This is a genomic window from Burkholderia cepacia (genome assembly GCF_029962485.1).
GTDB lineage: Bacteria > Pseudomonadota > Gammaproteobacteria > Burkholderiales > Burkholderiaceae > Burkholderia.
Genome location: NZ_CP073638.1, coordinates 2,724,120 through 2,747,442, shown reverse-complemented (window position 1 = coordinate 2,747,442; position 23,323 = coordinate 2,724,120). Strand labels below are relative to the sequence as shown.

Sequence of the window (23,323 nt, the reverse complement as noted above, 5' to 3'; positions counted from 1 at the left end):
GAAGACAAGAAATTGCCTTATTTTCATACACATACGAAACACTAAAAAATAATTCCATATTCCCGTACTTGTACGATTAATTAGCCCCGACACGCCATCAACGAATCCACTCACGCGAAAACATCCCGACCCTCGCCCAATCAATTACCGCACCAGAAAACAAAAAAGCCGGCCCATGGCCGGCTTTTTCGCTTGAAACGACAACTACGTTACATCAGTCACCTGATGCATCAGCGCCCGTAACACTTCAATCCCTCGCGACATCACACGTCGAACTTCACGCCCTGCGCCAGCGGCAGCTGCCGGCTGTAGTTGATCGTATTCGTCGCGCGGCGCATATACGCCTTCCACGCATCCGAACCCGACTCGCGGCCGCCGCCCGTTTCCTTCTCGCCGCCGAACGCGCCGCCGATCTCCGCGCCGCTCGTGCCGATGTTCACGTTGACGATCCCGCAATCGCTGCCCGCTGCCGACATGAACTGCTCGGCCTCGCGCATGTCGTTCGTGAAGATCGCCGACGACAGGCCTTGCGGCACCGCGTTGTGCAGTTCGATCGCGTCGTCGAAGTTGTCGTAGACCATCACGTACAGGATCGGCGCGAACGTCTCGCGCTCGACCACGGCCGATTGCTTCGGCATCCGCACGATGGCCGGACGCACGTAGTACGCATCCGCATGACCGATGTCGACGCGCTCGCCGCCCTTCACCTCGCCGCCCTGCTCGCGTGCATCGCCCAGCGCCTTCTGCATCGCGTCGAACGACGCGCGATCGACCAGCGGGCCGACCAGCGTGCCGTCTTCAAGCGGGTTGCCGACCTTCACCGACACGTAAGCCTTCTCGATACGCGGCAGCAGTTGCTCGACCAGGCTGCGATGCACGATCAGGCGGCGCAGCGTCGTGCAGCGCTGGCCGGCCGTGCCGACCGCCGCGAACGTGACCGCGCGCACCACGAGGTCGAGATCCGCGCTCGGCGCGACGATCATCCCGTTGTTGCCGCCGAGTTCGAGGATGCCACGCGCGAGACGCTGGCTCAGCACCTTCGCGACTTCCTGGCCCATCCGCACGCTGCCCGTCGCGCTGACGACCGGCACCTTCTTCGACGCCGTCAGCACCTCGCCGACATCGCGCATACCGAGCACCAGCTGGCTCAGCTCCTCCGGCGCGACGCCCGGATGCGTCTTGTCGAACTCGCGGATCGCCTTCTGGAGCAGCACGTGGCACGCGATCGCCGTGAGCGGCGTCTTCTCGGACGGCTTCCACACGACCGAATCGCCGCACACGAACGCCAGCGCCGCGTTCCACGCCCACACCGCAACCGGGAAGTTGAACGCCGAAATCACGCCGCACACGCCGATCGGGTGCCACGTTTCCATCATCCGGTGGCCCGGGCGCTCGGATGCGATCGTCAGGCCGTAAAGCTGGCGCGACAGACCAACCGCGAAATCGCAGATGTCGATCATTTCCTGCACTTCGCCGAGGCCTTCCGACGTGATCTTGCCGGCCTCGAGCGTGACGAGGCGGCCAAGCTCGGCCTTGTGCTCGCGCAGGACGTTGCCGAACACGCGCACGAGTTCGCCGCGCACCGGCGCCGGCACCGTGCGCCACTTGAGGAATGCGTCGTGCGCGGCGTCGATCTTGCGTTCCGCGTCGGCCGGCGTGTCGACAGCCAGCGTCGCGAGCGTCGCGCCGTCGAGCGGCGAACGCGCGGTCAGCGCATTGCCTTTCCACTGGGCGAGATCGATATCGAGCGCGGCAAGAATGTCGTTGAATTGCATCACTTCCTCTTCAGGGACAGATTGATCGGTGCGGCGGCAGCGCCGCCCGCGTGATTCGATTGGAGCGCGTTCGCGCGCCCTGTGCAAGCGGATGCGCCGCGCGGCGGGCCCGATGCGCCGTACGGCGCATCGCGCTGCGCCACCGCCGGAAGCCCGGCCGGACGGCGCACACCCGCCTCGCAAGGCACGATCCATGAAACACATTGTCGGTGGCCACAAGTCGGGCCGCTATTGATATTAACTCACGACTTCATTCTCAAAACGCAACAACTCGGCGGTCCAGCCCGTACGTTCCCGTCCTGATACGGGACGTATCCAAAGCCCGTAGCCATGCTGTCAGACACACCGTGGCGCGACTCAAGTTGATGACAAACCTGCATCACCCTGTTCGGAAATATCGTTTGCCGGCCGTGCATCGGGCACACACAATCGGGGCGACGTCGAGGTGCAGCGCACCCGGCGCGCCGCCGGCCGCCACTACGGCAGCCGGACGCCAGACGAACGCGACACGCCTCGCGGCCCGGCTCGTCGAGCCCGCTTCCGCACCGCATCACCGCTGCCCGCCCCGCGGCCGGCAACGCGTCGCGCTTCGTCGCCGAAAAAACAATCCCGGAGACAGCGCCCAGCGCCCGCCATGCATTCAGATGCCCGCCCCGATTCGCCCCGTCCGTCCGGCTCGCCGCCCGCGAAGCCGTCCCTTCACCGTGCGCTGCAAGCCCGCCATCTGCGGATGATCGCGATCGGCGGCTCGATCGGCACGGGCCTGTTCGTCGCGTCCGGCGCGTCGATCTCGCAGGCCGGCCCCGGCGGCGCGATGCTCGCGTACATGGTGATCGGCCTGATGGTGTACTTCCTGATGACGAGCCTCGGCGAGATGGCCGCGTTCATGCCGGTGTCGGGTTCGTTCGCGACCTACGGCGCGAAGTTCGTCGACGAAGGCTTCGGTTTCGCGCTCGGCTGGAACTACTGGTACAGCTGGGCCGTAACCCTGGCGGTGGAGCTCGTCGCCGGGCAACTCGTGATGAATTACTGGTTCCCGCATGTACCTGGCGTCTGGTGGAGCGCGCTGTTCCTCACGTTGATCTTCGCGCTCAACGCGCTGTCGGTGCGCGGCTTTGGTGAAGCCGAATACTGGTTCGCGCTGATCAAGGTGCTGACGGTGCTCGCGTTCGTCGGCGTCGGCCTGCTGATGATCTTCGGGATCATGCGCGGCGGCCCGAGCGCCGGCTGGAGCAACTTCACGATTGGCGATGCGCCGTTCGCGGGCGGCTGGGCGACGATGCTCGGCGTCGCGATGATCGCGGGCTTCTCGTTCCAGGGCACCGAAATGATCGGCGTCGCGGCCGGCGAATCGGAAAACCCGCGCACGACGATCCCGCGCGCCGTGAGCCAGATCTTCTGGCGGATCCTGCTGTTCTACGTGCTCGCGATCTTCGTGATCGGCGTGCTGATTCCCTACACCGACCCGAGCCTGCTGAAGAGCGACGTGACCGACATCGGCGTGAGCCCGTTCACGCTCGTGTTCCGCCACGCGGGCCTCGCATTCGCGGCCGGCGTGATGAACGCGGTGATCCTCACGGCCGTGCTGTCGGCCGGCAACTCGGGCATGTACGCGTCGACGCGGATGCTCTACAACCTCGCGGTCGAAGGCCGTGCGCCTAAGATCTTCGCGAAGCTGTCGCGGGGCGGCGTGCCGCGCAACGCGCTGTATGCGACGACGGCCGTCGGCGCACTGTGCTTCCTCACGTCGCTATACGGCAACAAGACCGTGTACCTGTGGCTGCTGAACACGTCGGGCATGGCCGGCTTCATCACGTGGCTCGGTATCGCGGTCAGCCACTACCGCTTCCGCAAGGGTTTCCTGAAGCAGGGCTACCGGCTCGACCAGCTGCCGTACCGGGCGAAATGGTTCCCGTTCGGCCCGCTGTTCGCGTTCGCGCTGTGCGCGGTCGTCGCGCTCGGCCAGGATTACCAGGCGTTCCTCTCCGACAAGATCGACTGGGTCGGCGTCGCCGCGACCTATATCGGCCTGCCGTTCTTCCTCGCGATCTGGCTCGGCTATGCGCTGGTGCGCAAGTGCCGCCTTGTACGCTACGAGGACATGGAGATCGCACCGTGGATCGAACGCAACGCGACGCCTGAAACCGCGCCGCAGGCCGACGCCGGCTACGCGGGCTACGTCGCGCGTCCGGCCAACCCGGCGCCGGGCGCCTGACCACCCGGATCGACCCGCATCGCACCAGCCGCCGCCCTCGCGCGGCAGCCGGCGCCCAGACAACCCCCATTCGACGCGGCGCGCGCGTTCAGGCAAGATCGACGCGCGCCGTCCGTTTTTCCGCCGTTACGAATCATCGAAATCGCATGCAGAACTTCTACGAAGCCACCGTTACCCGCCAGCCCTACCCGCAACTGACCGGCACGATCGACACGCAGGTCTGCATCGTCGGCGGCGGCCTCGCCGGCCTGTGCACGGCGCTCGGCCTCGTCGAGCGCGGCGTGCACGACGTCGTCGTGCTCGACAGCGAACGGGTCGGCTTCGGCGCGTCGGGCCGCAACGGCGGCTTCGTGTTCGGCGGCTACAGCCTCGACAACGCCGACCTGCTGCGCACGCTCGGCCCTGAAGAAGGGCGCCGGCTGTACCGGCTCACCGTCGACGCGGTCGACCTGATCCGCGCGCGCATTGCGCGCTACGGGATCGACTGCGACATCGTCGACCAGGGCGTGATGCTCGCGAACTGGTTCGACGATCCGTCGCGGCTCGACAGCGTGCGTACGCTGATGAAGAAGGAACTCGGCGTCGACTGGGAACCCGTCCCGACCGGCGCACTGCGCGAGCGACTGAAGACGCAGCGTTATTACGGCGGCCTGTTCGAGCCGAACGCGTTCCACTTCCATCCGCTCAAGTACGTGCTCGGCGTCGCGGCGGCCGCATCGCGCGGCGGCGCACGCGTGTATGAACGCTCGGCGGCACTCGGCATCGCGCGCGAAGGCGCCGGGTACGTCGTGCGCACGGCGCAGGGCACGGTGCGCGCCAAGGACGTCGTATTCGCCGGCGGCGGTTACGCACGCGGCGTGTCGCCGCGCATCGAGCGCGCGGTGCTGCCGATCGCGACCTACGTGATCGCGACCGAACCGCTCGGCACGCGGCTGCCCGACGCGATCGATGCGCCGTATGCGATCTACGACACCCGTTTCGCGTTCGACTACTACCGCCCGCTGAAGGACACGCGCATCCTGTGGGGCGGCCGGATCTCGGTGCTCGACCGCGGCCCCGACGCGATCGCGCGCCTGCTGCGGCGCGACCTGCTGCGCGTGTATCCGCAACTGGAAGGCGTGAAGGTCGACTACGCGTGGGGCGGGCTGATGAGCTACGCGCGGCACAAGATGCCGCAGATCGGCCGCGACGCGGACGGTGTATGGCACGCGATCGCGTTCGGCGGTCACGGGATGGCGCCGACCACGGTGGCCGGCGAAGCGCTCGCCGCCGCGCTGGCCGAAGGCCGGCCGGTGCCGGAAGGCTTCAACGCGTTCGGGCTCACGCGCACGTTCGGGCTGGCCGGCCTCGCTGCCGCGCAGCTCACGTACACCGCGTACCAGGCCCGCGACGCGCTCGCATCCTGCCGCCGCTGAGCGGCCGCGGGGGCTGAAACGGCCGGGCCGGATGGCCTGGCCGATTAGAGCGGAAGGTCGGCCGGGCGGGGGTTTCCCACATGCTAGAATGCTTTTTCCAAGCCGCCGCGAACCCACAATAAAGTCACATGAAAGCAGGAAGCAAGGCCGCCACGTCCGACACCCGCGCGCTTGCGTCCGAAGCGCGGCGTAAATACGATCCCGAGCAAACCAAGCGCAACATCCTCGATGTCGCCACGCAGGAATTCTCTGCGATGGGCCTCGCCGGTGCACGCGTCGACGCGATCGCCGAGCGCACGAACACGACGAAGCGCATGCTTTACTACTACTTCGAAAGCAAGGAAGGCCTGTACGAGGCCGTGCTGGAGAAGGTGTACGGCGACATCCGCGCGCTCGAGCAGGAACTGCACGTCGGCGACATGGAGCCGCGCGAAGGCATGCGCCGCCTCGTCGAATTCACGTTCGACTATCACGACAAGCATCGCGACTTCGTCCGCCTCGTGTCGATCGAAAACATCCACGGCGCGAAGTATCTCGAACAGCTGAAGTCGTTCAAGAACCGCAATGTCAGCATCATCAAGACGCTCGAGGAACTGGTCGAGCGTGGCGCGGCCAGTGGCGCGTTCCGCCAGGACATCGACGCGTTCGACCTGCACCTGCTGATCAGTTCGTTCTGCTTCCACCGCGTGTCGAACCGCTACACGTTCGGCGCCGCGTTCGGCCGCGACCCGTCGGCGCCGCGCCTGCGCGCGCGGCATCGCGACACGATCGCCGACGCCGTGCTGCGCTACGTCGCCGCGTAAGCGGCGGCAACCGCCAGCCGGGGCGCGCACCATCCGCGCCCTTCACACTTCAGCGCGTCAGTCCGTCGGCGCGGTCGACGCCAGCGCGATCCGCGCCTTCTCTTCCGGGCTTCCCGCCACGTAATACTTCTTCGCCCAGCTCGAATCGGGCGCGAGCGCGAGCCGCGCATGCGCGCCCGTCCCCGCGTCCGTGCCGTGCTGCTTCGCATTGATCGCCAGAGCCCGTGCGCGATAGTGCTCGTAGAGCCGCAGGAATTCCGCGAGATAGATCGCCGCGATCCGCTTGTCGCGGATCTCGAGCAGGTTCTCGTCGTTGTACTGCTCGGAGTTGCGGCTCATGTTCGCCGAGCCCGTATAGACGACCGGATTCGCGCCTTCGGCATCGATCACGATGAACTTGTGATGGATCACGACGGGTGGAAAGGCCGGCGCCGGCTCGCCGGGAAAGAGCCGCAGTTCCGGCGTGAAGCCTTGCGGCACGGTGGCCGGCGAGAAATACGCGGCATCGATCACGTCGTGGTTGTCGCGGCTGCGGTGGTACAGCTCGAGATTCGCGAGCGTCGCCGCATCGAGCGTCTGGCCAGCCTGCTGCGCGGTATCGGCCTTCGTCGCGCTGCCGACGTTGATCTTGTTCACCAGCCCGAACATCATCAGCCCGCGGTCGCCGGCCGCGAAACAGGCGTCGCGCAGCGCCGCGTCGGTCGGCATGAACAGGCAGAACGACACCGAATGCTTCGCCGCCGCGATCGCGGCGACGATCGTGTCGATCTCCGTGCGCTGCCCCGCCGGCTCCGGAGAAAACGCGACGCGTACCTGCGCGCTGCCGATCGTCATCGGCGCCGACCAGCCCGACGTCAGCTTCGCCGTCTCCGCGATCGACGGATTCCCGGCCAGCGCATGCGCGCGGTCGTTGTACAGCGCGGCCAGCACGGGCGAGTCGAACGCGTGCAGCACATTGGCCTGCTCGGTCAGCCCCTCGGTCGTGAAGTTCGCGGAACCGGTCAGCACGCGCGCGGGCGTCGGGCTCGACGGCACATCGGTCACGACGAACTTGTCGTGCATGATGTGCGTCTTGTCGCGCGGCGCGAGCGTCGCGAGACCCTGCAGCGCGTCGACGGCCGGCTGGTTCGGCGACGGCAGCGGCGGCTTGCCCTTGCGCGCCGTCGTGTGCGCGTCGTAGACGATCGCGAGCGACGCTTCGCCGTGCTTGCGCCCGAATGCTTCGAATGCGGGCAGCGCCCACAGCGTGTCGGTCAGGTGATAAACGGCCGACGCCGCACGCGACGCCGGGTCGAGCATCTCCGCGAACACCTGCTCCATGTCGTTCGCGAGCCACGTGCGCAGCTTCAGCGCCTGCGCGTCGCTCGGCGCCTCGTTCGGCGCGAGGCCCAGCGCCGCAACCTGCTTCGCGAACGCCTGCGAGCTGACCACCGCGCGGTTGAACCACGTGCCGATGCCGTCCTCGATGTGCGCGGGCAGCACGACATCGCACACGCCAGCTTGCGCGTCGAGCACCTGCAGGTTCGCCGGCGTGCCGACGACCGGATAGACGTCGTAGCGGAACGACGCATCGCGGTCCTGAGGATCGATGCGCGCATCCCACCACATGAATTTCTGGATCGGCGCCTGGTCGGTCGGTGCGTCGCCCTGCGTGTCGGCGGCCGGGCCGTCGAACGTCAGGCGGTTCGGCAGCCAGCTGTCCGGCGCACGCGTCTTGCCGTCGATCGACCAGAAGCCCGGCGTGCGCCGGATCGCGAAGCCGAGGAAATCGGACCGCGACGCCGCATCGGGCCAGTCGAAGGCCAGCAGGACCAAGGTGGGGGAAAGATAGCTGCGCACGCTGACGGTCATTCGTTGCTCCCTGGCCTGGCGGCCGGTCGAGGTGAATGGGTCAGTGTTGACGGCGGTTCTTCCCGCGGGATGACGGTTCGGTGAACCTTGTATGTCGGACGCGCGTCAGTCGCACACGAGCAGTTCGATCCCGCGCGCGGTCAGCGCACGGCGCACGGCCTTGTCGGGCGCGCGCTCGGTCACGAGATAGCGGGCGGCGGCCGTGCCGTTGATCCGCACCGGCGTCACGCGGCCGAATTTCGAATGGTCGGCAACGATGATCGCCGTGCCGGCCGCCGCGATCATCCGGCTGCGCACTTCGGCCGCGAGCCGCGAGTAGTCGGTGCATTCGCCGTCGGGCGTGATGCCGCCGGCGCCGACGAACGCGAAATCGACGTGGTATTGCGCGAGCTGGTGGATCGTGTCGAGCCCGAAGGTTGCGTCCTCGTCGTCGGACAGCTCGCCGCCGAGCAACGTCACGCGGTTGCCGTTGCGCCGCGCGAGCACGAACGCGGTACGCCAGTCGTTCGTGTAGATCGACAGCCGGTGCCGGTCGGCGAGCGCCAGCGCGACCGCATGCGGCGTGCTGCCCGAATCGATCAGCACCGATGCATCGTCGGGCACGAATTCGGCCGCGCGCCGCCCGATCGTGCGTTTCGCTTCGGCGTTCGCGGCTTCGCGCTCGGACAAACTCGGCTCACGGCGATCCGCGGCCAGCGCGCCGCCGTGCGTCATCACGAGCAGGCCGCGCGCGGCCAGCGCGTTCAGGTCCCGCCTGACCGTTTCGCGCGACACGTCGAGCGAACGGACGAGTTCCGCGACCGACAGCGCGCCCGACCGACCGAGCTCCGACAGGATGTATTGATGACGTTGTTCCGCCAGCATCGCGTGTGCGCCCGAGGCGACTGTAATGGGTAAGCCGGCCATTGTATTACGGCCGTTTGACCGGCATTTGACGACGGCGCGAAACGGAGCCGGCCGCGTTTCCCGAAAACGAAATTCTGTATTGCCTCACGCGCGCGAATCGGCGCGATGCCGGTTGCTACACTTTGCGTTTCGCCGAACGACAGATCAAGCAAAGGGGCTCGCGCCATGTATCGCAAAGGCAGTGTGATCGAAATCCAGTTTCCGCCCGAACGCCTCAACGATGCGGCCGGCGATCCGTACTGGATCGACCTGACGCTCGACGAGGCGCGCCGGCTCTACGAACAGCTCGCCGCGCGCTTCGCGACCGACGCGCGCGCGAACCAGCCGCTCGACACGTTCTCGATCGACTGATTCGGCGGACCGTCACGGCTTCGCGCCCGCCCGCGCTGCCTCGTGCGGCGCGGCACCCCTCCCTTCCGCGCCGCCCCCCCCAAGCACCGTGACGACCGGCACTGCCGCGCATCGTCCCGCATGAGTGCAGGATTCGACAAGACGCCGGCGCCGCTTCCCCCGATACTGGCCGACTTCCCGTTTCTGTCCGGCCGCCTCGCGGCCCGTCACGCATGCTTACCTCGATCGTCGCCGCCGCGTTCGTCGCGCTGTGGTCCACCGGCTTCATCGTTGCGCGGGCAATCAAGCCCTACGCCGATCCCAACCTGTTCCTGCTCGCGCGTTTCGCGGGCACGGCCGCGCTGTTCGGCGTCGTGGCGCTCGTCGTGCGCGCACCGTGGCCGGCCCGCCGCGAATGGCCGCGCCACCTGATCGCGGGCGCACTGCTGCAAGGCGTTTATCTCGGCGCGAGCTACTGGGCCGTCGCGCAAGGCTTGAATGCCGGTGTCATGGCGCTGCTCGGCGCGCTGCAGCCGCTCGCCACCGCCGTGCTGGCCGTCCCGCTGTTCAACGAGCGCCTGCCCAGGCGCGGCTGGTTCGGGATGGCGCTCGGGCTCGCCGGCGTCGCGCTCGTGCTGGCGCCGAAGGTCACGGGCGGCGTCGCGCCGCCGCCGGGCGCGGCGCCCGCCTGGCTCGTCGTCGCCGTGTCGGTGCTGGCGGTCGGATCGATCACGGCCGGCTCGCTGTACCAGAAAGGCAAGCTCGCGCAGAGCGACCTGCGCACGGCGGTTGCCGTGCAGAACTTCGGCGCGGCGATCGTCGCGGCCGTCTTCGTCGCGCTGCTTCATGAAACACGCTGGATCGGCGCGCCGGCACTGTGGGTGTCGCTCGTGTGGGGCGTCGTGTTCCTGTCCGGCGGCGCGGTCACGATGCTGATGTGGATGCTGCGCCGCGGCAATGCAGCGCGCGCGACGTCGCTGCTGTTCCTCGCGCCGCCGCTGGCCGCGCTGCAGGGCTACTGGCTGTTCGGCGAAACGCTCGCGGCGATCCAGCTCGCCGGCTTCGCGCTCGCGCTGGTGGGCGTCGTGCTCGCGCGGCGCTGACGGCGGTCATCGGGTCTTCGTTCGCATCGACACCCTGCGCACGGATGCCCGTCGCGAGGCATCCTGCACCCGCCCGGCGCACCGTGCACCACGGCGATGCAGCGCGTCTCGCCGAAGCAACGCGAAATCGCCGGAACGCACGCCCGGCGCGGCGGCGCGCCGCGATTGCGCTTATGATGGGCGCCTTGCATTTCGTTCCGGAACTTCCTTCATGACATCCGCCGATTACGCCAGCCGCCAACGCGCGATCATTGCCGAACTGAACGTCGCCCCGCACTTCGACGCCGAGGCCGAGATCGCCCGCCGCGTCGAGTTCCTCGCGCAGTACCTTCGTTCAACCGGCCTGCGGACCTACGTGCTCGGCATCAGCGGCGGCGTCGATTCGTCGACGGCCGGCCGGCTCGCGCAACTGTCGGTCGAGCGCCTGCGCGCCGACGGCTACGATGCGCGCTTCATCGCCATGCGCTTGCCGAACGGCGTGCAGAACGACGAAGCCGATGCGCAGCGCGCGCTCGCGTTCGTCCGCGCGGACGAGGTGCTGACGGTCGACGTGAAGCCGGCCGCCGATGCGATGCTCGGCTCGCTGGCCGCAGCCGGCCACGTATTCGAAACACCCGCGCAGCAGGATTTCGTGCACGGCAACATCAAGGCGCGCGAGCGCATGATCGCGCAGTACGCGGTGGCCGGCGCGCAGCGCGGCATCGTGATCGGCACCGATCACGCCGCCGAATCGCTGATGGGTTTCTTCACGAAGTTCGGCGACGGCGGCGCGGACATCCTGCCGCTCGCGGGCCTGAACAAGCGCCGCGTACGCGCGGTCGCGCGTGCGCTCGGCGGCGAGGAGCTGATCGTGATGAAGGTGCCGACGGCCGACCTCGAGGAACTGCGCCCGCTGCGCCCCGACGAGCACGCATACGGCGTGAGCTACGACGAGATCGACGATTTCCTCGAAGGCAAGGCGGTCAGCGACCACGTGTACGATACCGTGCTGCGCTTCCACGAAGGTTCGCGCCACAAGCGCGCGCTGCCGTACACGATGTTCGACTGGCCGGCCGCGTAAGCCGGCCACCCGGGCCCGGACGCTGCCGCGCGAGCCGCAAAGGCTGCGCGCGGCACATCATCGACCGGCACCGCTATGCGTGCCCGCCCGTCTTCTTCGCCTGCAGCGCGCGAATCCGCATCCGCGCACCCGTATTGCTGACCGTCGCGTCGTACATCGTCGCGAGATCGCGCTTGAGCGCGGTGCGCGAGCCGCCGTCGAGATACACCATGTGCCCCGACGGATAGAAGCGCGCGGACAGGTTCTGCCGCACCTGCTGATCCTCGAGCGGCATCTGCTGCAGGTCGATCACGGTCTGGTAGAACGGCGTGACGAAATCGTAGAAACCGTTCGCCGACAACACCTTCAGATCGACGTTCAACGCCATCACCGCCGCGAGATCGCCGGCCGTGTAGAGAATCACGTTCCCCTGCGCATCGATGCCCTGCTGCGCGCCAGTCGGGTCGATGTGGCTGAAATCCCAGTTCTGGAACGCCTGGTCGTTCAGGTCGGTGAACGCGGAGTTCGACGTGAACTTCAGCTGCTCGTTCAGGTAGCTGTTCCACATCGCCGTATAGACGCCCGTCACGGCCGTCATCGTCGGATCGTTGCCGCCCGAGTTCGGGTCGATCTTGCCGGCGATGCCCGACGAGATCCCGGTCACGCGGCCGTCGTACGAGCCGAGCGCGAGCCCTTGCGCATGCAGCAGCGTCGTCAGGAACAGCGAATTGCCGCGCGTGTCGTAACCCGCGATGTTGAGACTCCACGATTGCAGCGTCGCCGTGTCGATGCCCGTGTATTGCGACAGTTTCTGCACGGCGGCCGGGTCCGCATGCGGCACCGTGCGCAGCGCGTTCAGGTAATCGGTGCGCGAGAACTGCGCGACTTCCTCGACGAATGCGCCGAGATCGGTCGGCGCCGGCGTGATGCCGAGCTTCTTGTGATACCACGCGTCGGCCGCGGCGGTCGGCAACGCACCGACCGGGTTGCCGGCCTGCCGGTAATCGAGGATCGACGATTGCAGCGTGACCCCGTTCAGGTCGACACCGTCCTCGTGCAGCTTGTACGCGAGCACGCAGCTGCGCGCGGTGCCGTACGATTCGCCGAACAGGTATTTCGGCGAGTTCCAGCGGTTGTTCTTCGTCAGGTAGCGCTTGATGAACTGCTTCAGCGAATCCGCATCCTGGTCGACGCCCCAGAAGTTGCGGTTCTTGTTCGGCGCGACGGCCGCCGAATAACCGGTGCCCACGGGGTTGATGAACACGAGATCGCTGTGGTCGATCATGCTGTCCGGGTTGTCTTCCATCTGGTACGGCGCGGGCGGCGTGAAACCCGGCATCGACGTCTTGATGCGCTTCGGCGCGAACGAGCCCAACAGCACGAATACCGACGACGAGCCGGGCCCGCCGTTATAGAAGAACGTCACCGGGCGCGTTTCCTCGGTCGCGCCGTCGGCCGTGAAAGCGACATAGAAGATCTTCGCGGCCGGCTGCGAACTGCTCGGGTCGACCGTCACGAGGTGGCCGGCCGTCGCCGTGTACGCGATGCGCTTGTCGTCGATCAGGATCGTGTGATGCGTGATCGCGGCCGCCTCGGTCGTATCGGTCACCGAGTCGTCGGGGCCGTTGCCGTACGCGACCGGGTCGAAGAACGGCTGGTCGCGGCCGTGGCTCAGCGCGACCGGGTTGATGGTCGGCGGCACGCCGTGTGAATTGTGGTCGCCGTGATGCAGCGGATACACGCCGCCGGAAGATGCGGAATCGATGCCCATCGTGCTGCTCCTGGAGGTGAAAAAAGACGCGGGCAGGACACCCGCGTCGAACGGAAAGGCGTGTGCCCGCGCGTCAGCTCGACGGCTTGCGCGCGAGGATCGCGGCGAGTTGCGTGCCGTTCGGGCTGCCGAGGCCGGTGCACGCATCCCAGCCCGAAGCGGCCGCATAGGTGCCGTTCGATCCTTTCGTGATGTCGCGCAGTGCGCCCGGATTCTTGTACAGCACCGGATTGATCCAGCCGGCCGATGCGCCGGCCGCCGCATTGATCCGTGCGATCAGCGCGGCCCACAGCGGTGCGACCGCGCTCGTGCCGCCCATCACGGTAGCCGTGCCGGCGACCGATACCTCGTAACCCGTCTGCGGCGACGCATCGCCGGCCACGTCGGGCACGCCGCGTTTCGCGAGCGGCGTGCGGCTGCCGTCGGCAAGCGTGACGGCGAGCCCCTGCTGCCACGCCGGCACGTCGAACAGCGTGCTGACACCGCCGCCGCCCGCGCCACCGCCAGCAGCCTCGTCGTTCCACGTGACCTCGCTGCGGATGCCCTGCCCCGGCAGCGCGTCGAGCTGCGTGCCGCCGCAGCCGAGCACGTACGGGCTCGATGCGGGGAAGTCGACGTGATCGGCGCCGTCCTGCAGCCCGTCGCCCGAACCGCTGTCGCCGGACGCCGCGCACACGGTAACGCCCTGCGCGGCGGCCGCCTGCAGCACGCGGTTGAACGCCTGCGCCGACTGCGCCTGCCAGGTCGCTTCCGCACCGCCCCAACTGATCGAGATCACCGACGGCTTGTTGGTCGTGTCGCTGACGGCCGCGTTGACGGCCTGGATGAAGCCCGCGTCGCTGTTCGATGCGAAGTAGACGGCGATCTTCGCGGCCGGCGCGATCGCACCGGCGATCTCGATGTCGAGCGCGACTTCGCCGTCCGGGCCGTTAGGGTCGCCAGTCGGCGTGTTGCGGCCGGTCCCGACGTTCACGTCGACGAGCGTCGGCGGCGTCGTGATCCCGAGCCCGCGGAAGTACTGCTGGATATCGGCCGCGCGATAGCCGCCGCCGAGTTCGACGATCGCGATGCATTGGCCGGCGCCGTCGCCGGCCGGAAAGCCGTACAGCGACGCCAGCTGGACCGGCGTGAATGTGACGCCCGCCGCGCCGCCACGCGCGGGCCGGAACGGCGGACGCAGCCGGAAATGCGGCCGCGCCTGCGGGCGGCTGTCGAGGCCGAGCACGGCCGTGACGGCATCGCCGAGATCGTCGGGTAGCGCGATCGGGCCCGAGCGGCCGCGATACTGGCCGATCGACCGATGCTCGAAACGCTCGAGCGTGACGCCGAATGCGGCTTCGAACTGCTTGATCGTGCCCGACAGCACGACGACACTCTCGACCGGATCGACGCGATCGACCGTGAGCTGGTGATGACGCGCGAAGTCCTCGGTCTTGCGGATGTCGTCGGGATTGGCGGAAAAACGCTGCGCGAATGCTTCGCGTGACAGCGGTTTCGCCTGTGTGTCGCCGGTGGCGAGCTGGTGGACCAACGTATCAAGTTGCCCTTCTTCCTGCCGCCGCAACATGATCGTGACGTGGATGCGTTCTGCCGGATCGCACGGGCCGAGGCACTTGGACTCGGCGACGATTCGGGGTTCACGGTCGGCGTGAAGATGCCTTGCCATGTTCAGACCCTCCTTGGTACCGCGTTGCACGGAACAGCCAGGAAATCGGACATAGCCGGCGGAAGTCGGTTCCGTTCGGTCAGTCGGTTCGCGATCGCGCGAAGGTGAAGGAAGTTTAGAACAGTCAGACGATTTGCGCGCACGCCCTTCTGCAGCAAGGCATGCGCGTGACGGCCGGCATGGCGCACGGCCTGCGGCGATCGGCGCATCGTTGCCGCGCGGCTGTCGACCGACGCGCCAACGGTGCAAGAACCCCGTTCAGTCCATCGACAGGCGCAGCGCGAAACCGATCAGCGCCGCCGAAAACGTCCAGCGCTGCACGGTCTGCGCGAGCGGATGCGCACGCATCCACGCCGCGATGCGCGACGCACCGAACACGCACGCGAGGTCGAAGCACACGCCGGCCGCGACCAGCAGCGCGCCCAGCTCGAACATCTGCCAGACGACCGGCCCGGCCTCGGGACGCACGAACTGCGGCAGCAGCACCGAGCAGAACAGCAGTGCCTTCGGGTTCAGCAGGTTCGTCAGCAGCCCCTTCACGAACGACTGACGCAGTTCGCCGGCCGTCGCCGCCGTGTCGCCGTCGCCGAGCGCGAACACCGGCGAGCGGAACACCTGGATCGCGACATAGGCGAGATACAGCGCGCCGCCGTAGCGGATCACCTCGTACAGCCACGGCGCGCTGCGGATCAGCGCCGCGACGCCACACGCCGACAGCGTCACGTGCGCGGTGCGTGCGAGCGACAGGCCGGCCGCCGCCGCCATGCCCGGCCGCACGCCACGGCCGATGCTGGTCTGCAGCACGAGCGCCATATCAGGCCCCGGCACCGCATAGATGGCCGCCAGCGCGGCGAGATAAATCAACAGCAAATGCGTGGAAATCATGGTCTGCCCCCGTCCTTCAATGACGATATGTTGCCGCTGAAAGACGAGGGATTATTGGCCATCTTTGGCTCGGAATTGGCGATCCATAGGGGAATCCGCCACAATCACGGAATCGACACAAGGATTCCGCCAACATGACCGAGCTCGACAAAACCGACCGCGCGATCCTCGCTGCGGTGCAGCGCGACGGCCGCCTGCCGATCGCGCGTCTCGCCGAATCTGTCGGCTTGTCCGAGACGCCCTGTGCGCGGCGCCTCAAACGGCTCGAAAGCGACGGCTACATCGAGCGCTACCGCGCGCAGCTGTCACGGCAGGCGCTCGGCTTCGGCGTCGTCGCGTTCGTGCTCGTGCGGTTCGCCACGCACGACCGCAAGGTCGCCGACCGGTTCGAACGGGAAGTGCTCGGCATCGAGCGGATCCTCGCGTGCCACAACGTCGCGGGCACCGCCGACTACCTGCTGCAGGTGGTCGCGCGCGACCTCGACGACTACGGCACGTTCCTGCGCGACTCGCTGCGGATGCTGCCGGGTGTGACGTCGATCGAATCGGCGCTGTCGCTGCGCGAGGTGAAGCACGACGCGGGCTTGCCGGTGCCGTGATACGCACCGGGGCGACGACCTGCTCCGGTGTAACGCTTGTTCACATTGGCGGCAACGCCGCCCTCATGCGACGTCGGGTGACTGGTGCGCGCGCTCCAGATCCTCGAGAAACGCTTCCACGAGCGGATTCCCGCGTCCGTTGCGCGCGACGACCATGTGGAACGTCACGTCGTAGCGCAGTTCATCGGGATTGAGCGGCGCGAGCAATCCCTGCGCGACGTACGGCGCCGCGAAGTGCTGCGGCAGGTAGCCGAGATGGTGGCCGGACAAGATCAGCAGCGCGACGGCCTCCATGTTGTCGGCGGTCGCGGTCACGCGGTCGGGCGTCGTCGACAGTTGCGCCTCCGGTAGCGGATACGAGCGCCACGCCCATTCGAAACCCGCGACGTCGGCCGGCGTCAGCATGCCGGCGCCGTCGAACAGCGGATGGCCGCGGCCGCAATACGCGACCTGACGCTCGATGAACAGCGGCGTGTAGTGCAGCGACGGCACGCGGTGCCAGAAGTAGCCAACCGCGATCTGGATCTCGTCGCTCAGCAGTTTCTCCTCGAGATCGCCGGGCGCGCGCACTGAAATCGAGAAACGTACGGCTTCGTCGCGCGTGCGGAACGCGGCGATCGCCTCGGCGATCCGCGCGTTCTGGCTCACCGGCGTATGGCCGATCAGGCCGATGTTCAGCGTGCCGACCAGCTGGCGGTCCATGTGCCGCGCGGCCATCCCGAATTCGTCGAGCGCCGCGAGCAGCTTGCGGCTCATCGCGTGGAACCGTTCGCCCTTCGGCGTAAGCCGGAAGCCGCTGCGGCCGCGCTCGCAGAGCCGGTAGCCGAGCCGCGTCTCGAGCGACGACAGTTGCGCGCTGATTGTCGACTGCCCGACGTTCAGCACGGCCTGCGCGGCCGATACACCGCCCGCGTCCGTGACCGCGAGAAACACGCGGATCAGCCGCAGATCGAGGGTCGACAGATTCCCCAGCACGTTCATCCCCTTCCATACATCGATGAAAATCGATGTTTACGTCGATATCTTCGCATTCTTCTTTCCCGGCGGAGCGCGTAAAACTGTGCGCCAAGCCGCGTCGCATGATACGGCAACCCCACATCGGAAGAGACAGCCCATGAACGACCACACCCATTTCCAGCCGCTCGGCGGCAATGAAATGCCGCGCTGCGGCGGCATCGCCACCATGATGCGCCTGCCGCACGTGGCGAGCGCCGAAGGCCTCGACGCCTGTTTCGTCGGCGTGCCGTTCGATCTCGGCACGTCCAACCGCACCGGCGCACGCTTCGGCCCGCGCCAGATCCGCACCGAATCCGTGCTGCTGCGTCCGTACAACATGGCCACGCGCGCAGCGCCCTTCGATTCGCTGCAGATCGCCGATATCGGCGATGTCGCGATCAACCCGTACAACCTGCACGATTCGATCGCGCGCATCGAAGCCGCGTACGACGCGATCCTCGAACACGATTGCAAGCCGATCACGCTCGGCGGCGACCATACGATCGCGCTGCCGATCCTGCGCGCGATCCACCGCAAGCACGGCAAGGTTGCATTGATCCACGTCGATGCACACGCCGACGTGAACGACACGATGATGGGTGAAAAGATCGCGCACGGCACGCCGTTCCGCCGCGCGGTCGAGGAAGGCCTGCTGCACGGCGACAAGGTCACGCAGATCGGCCTGCGCGGCACCGGCTACGCGGCCGAGGATTTCGACTGGTGCCGCGAGCAGGGCTTCCGCGTCGTCCAGGCCGAGGAATGCTGGAACAAGTCGCTTGCGCCTCTGATGGAAGAAGTGCGCGCACGCGTCGGCGATACGCCCGTCTACATCAGCTTCGACATCGACGGCATCGACCCGGCCTACGCACCGGGCACCGGCACGCCGGAAATCGCGGGCCTCACGGTGCCGCAGGCGCTCGAGATCATCCGCGGCGCGAAGGGGTTGAACATCGTCGGCTGCGATCTCGTCGAAGTCGCGCCGCCGTACGACCCGTTCGGCACCACCGCGCTGCTCGGCGCGAACCTCGCGTACGAGCTGCTGTGCGTGCTGCCGGGCGTCGCGTACCGCGACTGATCCCGGCACCACCACTATTCCAAATCAAAGGATTCCAGAGGAGCACACATAAAGATGGGGACTTCCGTCAAGCAACCGAAGCGGGCGGCGCTCGCTTCGTTCGTCGGCACCACGATCGAGTGGTACGACTTCTATAGCTACGCGACCGCCGCCGCCATCGTGTTCGGGCCGCTGTTCTTTCCCGGCGAAAACCGCTTCATCAGCCTGCTCGCGTCGTTCGGCTCGTTCGCGGTCGGCTTCTTCGCGCGGCCGCTCGGCGGCGTGATGTTCGGCTATCTCGGTGACCGCTTCGGCCGCAAGCGCTCGCTGCTCGCGACGCTGATGCTGATGGCCGTGTCGACCGTCGCGATCGGCCTGCTGCCAACCCATGCGCAAGCCGGCGTGATCGCACCGATCCTGCTGGTGCTGATGCGCGTGCTGCAAGGTATCGCGGTCGGCGGTGAATGGGGCGGCGCGGTGCTGCTCGCCGGCGAGCATGCGCCCGAAGGCAAGCGCACGTTCTTCGCGTCGTTCGCGCAGCTTGGCAGCGCAAGCGGCCTGATCCTGTCGATGCTCGCGTTCGGCGCGATCAGCACGCTGTCGAAGGACGACATGATGAGCTGGGGCTGGCGCGTGCCGTTCCTCGCCAGTTCCGTACTGCTGATCGTCGGCTTCGTGATCCGCGCGAGCGTGTCCGAGTCGCCCGAGTTCGAGGAAGTCAAGAAGAGCGGCAACATCGCGCAAAAACCGTTGCGTGAAGCGCTCAAGTATTGGCCGCTGCTGCTGCTCGCGATCGGTGCGAACGTGTACGGCATCGCCGGCGTGTATTTCAGCAACATCTTCATGATCAGTTATGCGACGCAATTCCTGTCGCTCGACCGGTCGATGGTGCTGCATTGCATGACGATCGTCGCGGTGCTGCAGTTCGTCGTGCAGCTCGCGGCCGCGTTCCTCGCGCAGCGCTTCGGCACCACGCGCGTGCTGCTGATTACCGGCGCATGGGCCGCGATCGTCCCGTTCCTGATGCTGCCGCTCGTGCACATGGGCACGCCGCTGTCGATCACGGTCGGCGTCGGCCTCGCGACGCTCGCGGAATCGGGCTACTACTCGGTCGTCGCGGGCTTCGTCAGCGGCATCTTCGTCGCACGCATCCGCTATACGGCGATCTCGATCGCGTACCAGGTGTGCGGTGCGCTCGCCGGTGGCCTCACGCCGCTGGTGGCGACCATCATCGCGCAGAACACTGCGCCGCAATGGTGGCCGCTCGCGATCCAGTACACGAGTGCCGCCGTGGTGTCGTCGCTGTGTGTGTGGCTGATCTCGCGCCGCGTCAGCATCGACGATGCCGGTGCGCCCCGCAAGCAGGACGACGCGCTGCCGCGCGGCGCACGCACCGTGTAACACCCGTGCACCGGCGCAGGCAGCTTCACCCGCCTGCCCGGTCATCGCAAGCAAGGGCAGCGCACCGCGCTGCCCTTTTTCATTTGCCCGTACGGAAGTCCGAGCGCCAAGGCAGGCATCGCGTTGCGCGAGCCGCGGTGCGCGCAATACGACCGGCCCGCGTTGCCCGCGTCAATGCACCTGGTTGCGCAGCGTCTTCGCTGCAGCAACCATGTTCGTCAACGCCGGGATCACCTCCGCCCACTGGCGCGTCTTCAGGCCACAGTCCGGATTCACCCACAAGCGCTCGGCCGGAATCCGTTCCGCCGCCTTCCTCATCAGGCCGACGATGTGATCCTGCGTCGGGATGTTCGGCGAATGGATGTCGTACACGCCCGGCCCGATCTCGTTCGGATACCTGAAGCTGTCGAACGCGTCGAGCAGCTCCATGTCCGAGCGCGACGTCTCGATCGTGATCACGTCCGCGTCCATGTCGGCGATCGACGCGATGATGTCGTTGAACTCCGAATAGCACATGTGCGTATGGATCTGCGTGTCGTCTTGCACGCCGTTCGCGGTGATGCGGAACGATTCGACCGCCCACTTCAGGTACTCGCCCCATTGCGCGCGGCGCAGCGGCAGCCCTTCGCGCAGCGCGGCCTCGTCGATCTGGATCACGCGCACACCGGCCTTCTCGAGATCGAGCACCTCCTCGCGGATCGCCAGCGCGAGCTGGTAGCACGACACCGAGCGCGGCTGGTCGTCGCGCACGAACGACCAGTTCAGGATCGTCACGGGGCCGGTCAGCATGCCCTTCATCGGCTTGTTCGTCAGCGACTGCGCGTAGGTGATCCATTCGACCGTCATCGCCTTCGGGCGGCTGATGTCGCCGAACAGGATCGGCGGCTTCACGCAGCGCGAACCGTACGACTGCACCCAGCCGAACTGGCTGAATGCGTAGCCGTCGAGCTGCTCGCCGAAGTATTCGACCATGTCGTTGCGCTCGGCTTCGCCGTGCACGAGCACGTCGAGTTCGAGCGATTCCTGTTCGCGCACGCTGCGCTCGATTTCGGCCTGCATCGCCGCGCGGTAGCCGCCCTCGTCCAGCGCGCCGGCCTTGAACTGGCTGCGCGCCTGGCGGATTTCGGCGGTCTGCGGGAACGAGCCGATCGTTGTCGTCGGGAAAGCCGGCAGCTTCAGTCGCGCCGACTGCTTCGACGCACGCTCCGCGTAGGCGCTCACGCGATTGCCGAGCTGCGCGTCGATGCGCGCGATCGCGGCCTTCACCGCCGGGTTGTTCACGCGCGGCGAGCGACGGCGCGAGTCGATCGCGGCAGCGTTCGCAGCGAGCGCCTCGGCCACCTTGTCGCGGCCTTCGTTCAGCGCGGTCGCGAGCACCTTCAGCTCGTCGAGCTTCTGTAGCGCGAACGCGAGCCACGAGCGGATTTCCGCATCGAGCTTCTCCTCGCTCGCGAGATCGACCGGCACGTGCAGCAGCGAGCACGACGGCGCGAGCCACAAGCGATCACCCAGTTGCTTCGCGAGCGGTTCGAGCCAGTCGAGCGTCGCGTTCAGATCCGTCTTCCAGATGTTGCGGCCGTTGATCGCGCCCACCGACAGCACGCGCTCGGCCGGCAGTTCACGCACCAGTGCGTCGATTTCGTCGCGTGCGTTGATCGCATCGACATGCAGGCCGTCGACCGGCAGCGAAGCCGCGAGCGTCAGGTTGTCCTGAAGCTGGCCGAAGTACGTGGCGAGCAGCAGCTTGATGCGACGCGTTTCCAGCGCCGCATACGCGGTGCGGAATGCCTGACGCCATTCGGCATCGAGCTCCGTCACGAGGATCGGTTCGTCGATCTGCACCCATTCGACACCCTGCGCGGTCAGCGTGTCGAGCAGCGCGCCGTACACGGGCAGCAGCTTGGGCAGCAGCGCGAGGCGATCGGAATCGTCCTTCGCCTTGCCGAGCCACAGGTACGTGACGGGGCCGAGGATCACCGGCTTCGCGTTCACGCCCTGCGCATTCGCCTCGGCGAGTTGCTGCAGCAGGCGCGACGGATCGAGCGAGAAGTTCGTGTCCGCGTGAAACTCCGGCACGATGTAGTGGTAGTTCGTGTCGAACCACTTCGTCATTTCACCGGCCGCGACACCGCCGCAGCATGCCGCGTGTTCTTCCGCCGACTGCGCCGAACGGCCGCGCGCGACGCGGAAATAGTTGTCGAGCGCGTCGCCATGGAAATCCTGCACGCGCTTCGGCAGGTTGCCGAGCGTGAAGCTCATGTCGAGCACCTGGTCGTAGAACGCGAAATCGCCGATCGGCGCCAGGTCCAGGTCGCGCTGGTCGTGCCAGTGGCGCCGGCGCAGCTCGGCGCCGAGCGCCTTCAGCGCGTCACGCGACGACTCTTCCTTCCAGTAGCGTTCGAGACCGAACTTGAGTTCGCGCTTCGCGCCGATGCGCGGAAAACCGAGGTTGTGTGTCGTAACCATGAAGCTGCCGTCCAGAGAAAAATTGAAGATCCGGCAGCCATCATAGGGATTTCAAACCATGAAATAAAATGGCATTATTTCATTCATCCATTAACGTTGTTCATGTGTCTGTTGCGCGAGCGAAATCCATGCTGGAACGATTCCATCTCGTCGTCATTCGTGAAGTCGAGCGTCAGGGCTCGCTGACCGCGGCCGCCAACGCGCTGCACCTCACGCAATCGGCGCTCAGCCATACCGTCCGGAAAATCGAGCAGCAGCTCGGCACGCCGATCTGGGACCGCGAAGGCCGCGGCCTGCGGCTCACGCAGGGCGGGCAATATCTGCTGAAACTGGCGAACCGGCTGCTGCCGCAGTTCGAGCTTGCCGAGGAGCGGATGAAGCAGTACGCGAAGGGCGAGCGCGGCACGCTGCGTATCGGGATGGAGTGCCACCCGTGCTACCAGTGGCTGCTGAAGGTCGTGTCGCCGTACCTGTCACGCTGGCCCGACGTCGACGTGGACGTGAAGCAGCGCTTCCAGTTCGGCGGTATCGGCGCGCTGTTCGGCCATGACATCGACGTACTCGTGACGCCCGATCCGCTGAACAAGCCGGGCCTGCGCTTCGATCCCGTGTTCGACTACGAGCAGGTGCTGGTGGTCGCCGACTCGCACCGGTTCGCGAACGCCGACTACGTGACGCCCGAGCAACTGACCGACGAGATCCTGATCACGTACCCGGTCGAGACCGACCGGCTCGACATCTACAACCAGTTCCTGACGCCGGCCGGCATCGTGCCGAGGCGGCACAAATCGATCGAGACCACCGACATCATGCTGCAGATGGTGGCGAGCGAACGCGGCGTGGCCGCGCTGCCGAGATGGCTGGCCGACGAGTACGCGGACCGGATGCCGGTCGTGCCGGTCAAGCTCGGCAAGAAGGGCATCTCGAAGCAGATCTTCCTCGGCATCCGCGAAGCGGAGGCATCGATCGACTATCTGGCCGCGTTCGTCGCGCTCGCGCGCGAATCGACGTGGAGCGCGCCGCGCATCCTGCGCTAGGCACGCTCCGC

General features: G+C 67.0%; 18 protein-coding genes. 10 read left to right on the top strand and 8 right to left on the bottom strand.

Features of this window, described 5'->3' with window-relative positions:
- Positions 1 to 263: 263 nt before the first annotated feature.
- On the bottom strand, positions 264 to 1,775 hold the full coding sequence (gene amaB, locus KEC55_RS28835) for an L-piperidine-6-carboxylate dehydrogenase (RefSeq protein ID WP_282508497.1): 1,512 nt from the start codon (positions 1,773 to 1,775) through the stop codon (positions 264 to 266).
- A gap of 634 nt (positions 1,776 to 2,409) precedes the next feature.
- Here amaB and KEC55_RS28830 point away from each other — a divergent pair.
- From KEC55_RS28830 to KEC55_RS28820, 3 genes are all read left to right on the top strand, one after another.
- Positions 2,410 to 3,990: an amino acid permease gene (locus tag KEC55_RS28830; RefSeq protein ID WP_282508496.1), complete on the top strand. Its 1,581-nt coding sequence runs from the start codon at positions 2,410 to 2,412 to the stop codon at positions 3,988 to 3,990.
- A 146-nt stretch (positions 3,991 to 4,136) separates the two neighbouring features.
- A complete protein-coding gene (locus KEC55_RS28825) occupies positions 4,137 to 5,405 on the top strand; it encodes an NAD(P)/FAD-dependent oxidoreductase (protein WP_282508495.1) in 1,269 nt (422 codons plus the stop codon).
- A gap of 128 nt (positions 5,406 to 5,533) precedes the next feature.
- Positions 5,534 to 6,208 carry a TetR family transcriptional regulator gene (locus KEC55_RS28820; RefSeq protein ID WP_176048528.1) on the top strand — a complete coding sequence of 225 codons (675 nt, stop codon included), beginning with the start codon at positions 5,534 to 5,536 and terminating at the stop codon, positions 6,206 to 6,208.
- A gap of 57 nt (positions 6,209 to 6,265) precedes the next feature.
- On the opposite strand, the gene KEC55_RS28815 is transcribed toward KEC55_RS28820, so the two are convergent.
- The gene (locus KEC55_RS28815; RefSeq protein WP_282508494.1) at positions 6,266 to 8,059 is read right to left on the bottom strand and encodes a phospholipase D-like domain-containing protein; all 1,794 of its coding nucleotides are present in this window, start codon (positions 8,057 to 8,059) and stop codon (positions 6,266 to 6,268) included.
- Positions 8,060 to 8,164: 105 nt separating this feature from the next.
- Entirely contained in the window at positions 8,165 to 8,923 is a 759-nt protein-coding gene (locus tag KEC55_RS28810) for a DeoR/GlpR family DNA-binding transcription regulator (RefSeq protein WP_059238924.1), read from the bottom strand.
- A 207-nt stretch (positions 8,924 to 9,130) separates the two neighbouring features.
- Here KEC55_RS28810 and KEC55_RS28805 point away from each other — a divergent pair, with 207 nt between their 5' ends.
- The 3 genes from KEC55_RS28805 (at position 9,131) to nadE (ending at position 11,458) form a co-directional block, all read left to right on the top strand.
- The gene (locus tag KEC55_RS28805; RefSeq protein ID WP_006480515.1) at positions 9,131 to 9,316 is read left to right on the top strand and encodes a hypothetical protein; all 186 of its coding nucleotides are present in this window, start codon (positions 9,131 to 9,133) and stop codon (positions 9,314 to 9,316) included.
- A gap of 212 nt (positions 9,317 to 9,528) precedes the next feature.
- Positions 9,529 to 10,398: a DMT family transporter gene (locus KEC55_RS28800; RefSeq protein ID WP_282508493.1), complete on the top strand. Its 870-nt coding sequence runs from the start codon at positions 9,529 to 9,531 to the stop codon at positions 10,396 to 10,398.
- Between the two features lie 211 nt (positions 10,399 to 10,609).
- Complete coding sequence (gene nadE / locus KEC55_RS28795; protein WP_282508492.1) at positions 10,610 to 11,458, top strand: ammonia-dependent NAD(+) synthetase; 849 nt, start codon at positions 10,610 to 10,612, stop codon at positions 11,456 to 11,458.
- 73 nt (positions 11,459 to 11,531) lie between these two features.
- Here nadE and KEC55_RS28790 read toward each other — a convergent pair whose 3' ends face one another.
- From KEC55_RS28790 to KEC55_RS28780, 3 genes are all read right to left on the bottom strand, one after another.
- Positions 11,532 to 13,208: a S10 family peptidase gene (locus KEC55_RS28790; RefSeq protein ID WP_282508491.1), complete on the bottom strand. Its 1,677-nt coding sequence runs from the start codon at positions 13,206 to 13,208 to the stop codon at positions 11,532 to 11,534.
- Positions 13,209 to 13,281: 73 nt separating this feature from the next.
- Entirely contained in the window at positions 13,282 to 14,874 is a 1,593-nt protein-coding gene (locus KEC55_RS28785; protein ID WP_282508490.1) for a S53 family peptidase, read from the bottom strand.
- Positions 14,875 to 15,132: 258 nt separating this feature from the next.
- Positions 15,133 to 15,759 carry a LysE family translocator gene (locus KEC55_RS28780; protein WP_282508489.1) on the bottom strand — a complete coding sequence of 209 codons (627 nt, stop codon included), beginning with the start codon at positions 15,757 to 15,759 and terminating at the stop codon, positions 15,133 to 15,135.
- Between the two features lie 134 nt (positions 15,760 to 15,893).
- Between KEC55_RS28780 and KEC55_RS28775 the strand changes: the two genes are divergently transcribed.
- Positions 15,894 to 16,358 (top strand): Lrp/AsnC family transcriptional regulator, encoded by a 465-nt coding sequence (locus KEC55_RS28775; RefSeq protein WP_059238912.1) that lies wholly within the window; start codon positions 15,894 to 15,896, stop codon positions 16,356 to 16,358.
- Positions 16,359 to 16,421: 63 nt separating this feature from the next.
- Here the strand turns inward: KEC55_RS28775 and KEC55_RS28770 are convergent, their stop codons facing one another.
- A complete protein-coding gene (locus tag KEC55_RS28770; protein WP_262389975.1) occupies positions 16,422 to 17,339 on the bottom strand; it encodes a LysR family transcriptional regulator in 918 nt (305 codons plus the stop codon).
- A gap of 133 nt (positions 17,340 to 17,472) precedes the next feature.
- Between KEC55_RS28770 and speB the strand changes: the two genes are divergently transcribed.
- Both speB and KEC55_RS28760 read left to right on the top strand, forming a co-directional pair.
- Entirely contained in the window at positions 17,473 to 18,429 is a 957-nt protein-coding gene (gene speB / locus KEC55_RS28765) for an agmatinase (RefSeq protein WP_011353980.1), read from the top strand.
- A gap of 54 nt (positions 18,430 to 18,483) precedes the next feature.
- Positions 18,484 to 19,809, top strand: coding sequence for an MFS transporter (locus KEC55_RS28760; protein ID WP_282508488.1), 1,326 nt, complete (start codon positions 18,484 to 18,486; stop codon positions 19,807 to 19,809).
- A 171-nt stretch (positions 19,810 to 19,980) separates the two neighbouring features.
- Here KEC55_RS28760 and metE read toward each other — a convergent pair whose 3' ends face one another.
- Positions 19,981 to 22,275, bottom strand: coding sequence for a 5-methyltetrahydropteroyltriglutamate--homocysteine S-methyltransferase (gene metE, locus KEC55_RS28755; protein ID WP_282508487.1), 2,295 nt, complete (start codon positions 22,273 to 22,275; stop codon positions 19,981 to 19,983).
- A 128-nt stretch (positions 22,276 to 22,403) separates the two neighbouring features.
- Here metE and KEC55_RS28750 point away from each other — a divergent pair, with 128 nt between their 5' ends.
- Positions 22,404 to 23,312 carry a LysR family transcriptional regulator gene (locus KEC55_RS28750; protein ID WP_282508486.1) on the top strand — a complete coding sequence of 303 codons (909 nt, stop codon included), beginning with the start codon at positions 22,404 to 22,406 and terminating at the stop codon, positions 23,310 to 23,312.
- The last annotated feature ends 11 nt before the right edge of the window (positions 23,313 to 23,323 follow it).